This window comes from Streptomyces poriferorum, from assembly GCF_019399235.1.
GTDB lineage: Bacteria > Actinomycetota > Actinomycetes > Streptomycetales > Streptomycetaceae > Streptomyces > Streptomyces poriferorum.
This window is the reverse complement of sequence record NZ_JAELVH010000545.1, coordinates 1-1396: the sequence shown is the minus strand read 5'-3', so window position 1 is coordinate 1396 and position 1396 is coordinate 1. Positions and strand designations below refer to the sequence as shown.

Here is a 1396-nt window from a genome sequence, read left to right as displayed (position 1 = left end):
CGGACCGGCGTCTTCGCCGGCCTGATGTACCACGACTACGCACTGGGCACCGAAGCCGCAGCCACGACCGGCGGCAGTCTCGTCTCGGGGCGCGTCTCCTACACCCTGGGCCTCGAAGGACCGTCCGTCACGGTGGACACCGCCTGCTCGTCGTCACTCGTGGCCCTGCACCTGGGCGCCCAGGCCCTGCGGTCCGACGAGTGCTCGATGGCGCTGGTCGGTGGCGTGACGGTGATGACGACGCCGGACATGTTCCTCTACTTCAGCCACCAGCGGGGCATGGCCAGGGACGGCCGTTGCAAGTCGTTCGCCGCCGATGCCGATGGCACCGGCTGCTCGGAGGGCGTAGGCGTCCTCATGCTGGAGCGCCTCTCCGACGCCCAGCGGAACGGCCACCCGGTCCTCGCCGTGGTCCGGGGCAGCGCCATCAACCAGGACGGCGCCTCCAGCAGCATGACGGCCCCGAACGGCCCGTCGCAACAGCGGGTGATCCGTGCGGCGTTGGAGGGCGCGGGGCTGACTGCCACGGACGTGGATCTGGTGGAGGCACACGGGACGGGGACCCGGTTGGGCGATCCGATCGAGGCGCAGGCGTTGTTGGCGACGTATGGGCAGGGTCGTGCGGAGGGTGATCCGCTGTGGCTGGGCTCGCTGAAGTCGAACCTGGGCCACACGCAGGCGGCTGCGGGTGTGGGTGGGGTGATCAAGGCGGTGCAGGCGATTCGGCATGGTGTGTTGCCGAGGACGTTGCATGTGGATGTGCCGACGCCGCAGGTGGATTGGTCGGCGGGTGCGGTGGAGTTGTTGACGGAGTCGCGGGCGTGGCCGGAGCGGGATCGTCCGCGTCGTGCGGGGGTGTCGTCGTTCGGTCTGAGTGGGACGAACGCGCATGTGATCGTGGAGCAGGCTCCGGTGGTGGAGGAGCTGGAGGTGGCCGCAACGGTTGAGCTGCCGGTGGTGCCTGTGGTGTTGTCGGCGCGGAGTGAGGCTGGGCTGTCGGCGCAGGCGGGGAAGCTGTTGGGGGTTTCCGCCCCGTTGTTGGATGTGGGTTTTTCGTCGGTGGTGTCGCGTGCGGTGTTGGAGCATCGTGCGGTGGTGGCGGCTTCGGACCGTGAGGGGTTGGTGCGGGGTCTGACGGCGCTGGTCGAGGGTGGTGTCGCGGCGTCGGTGGTGCGGGGGTCGGTGCGGCCGGCTGGTGCTACGGCCTTCTTGTTCACGGGTCAGGGTGCGCAGCGGTTGGGGATGGGCCGGGAGCTGTATGAGGCGTTTCCGGTGTTTGCGGCGGCGTTCGATGAGGTGCTCGCGGAGTTGGACGCCCGGTTGGGGCGTTCGTTGCGTGAGGTGGTGTGGGGTGAGGATGCCGGTCTGCTGAACGGGACGATGTTCGCTCAGGCGG

Annotated in this window: 1 protein-coding gene; it reads left to right on the top strand. The window is 69.3% G+C overall.

Annotated elements, in window-relative coordinates; translation table 11 throughout:
• The coding region (locus tag JGS39_RS39480) for a beta-ketoacyl synthase N-terminal-like domain-containing protein (protein WP_219574580.1) at nucleotides 1–1396 on the top strand (1396 nt) is incomplete at both ends.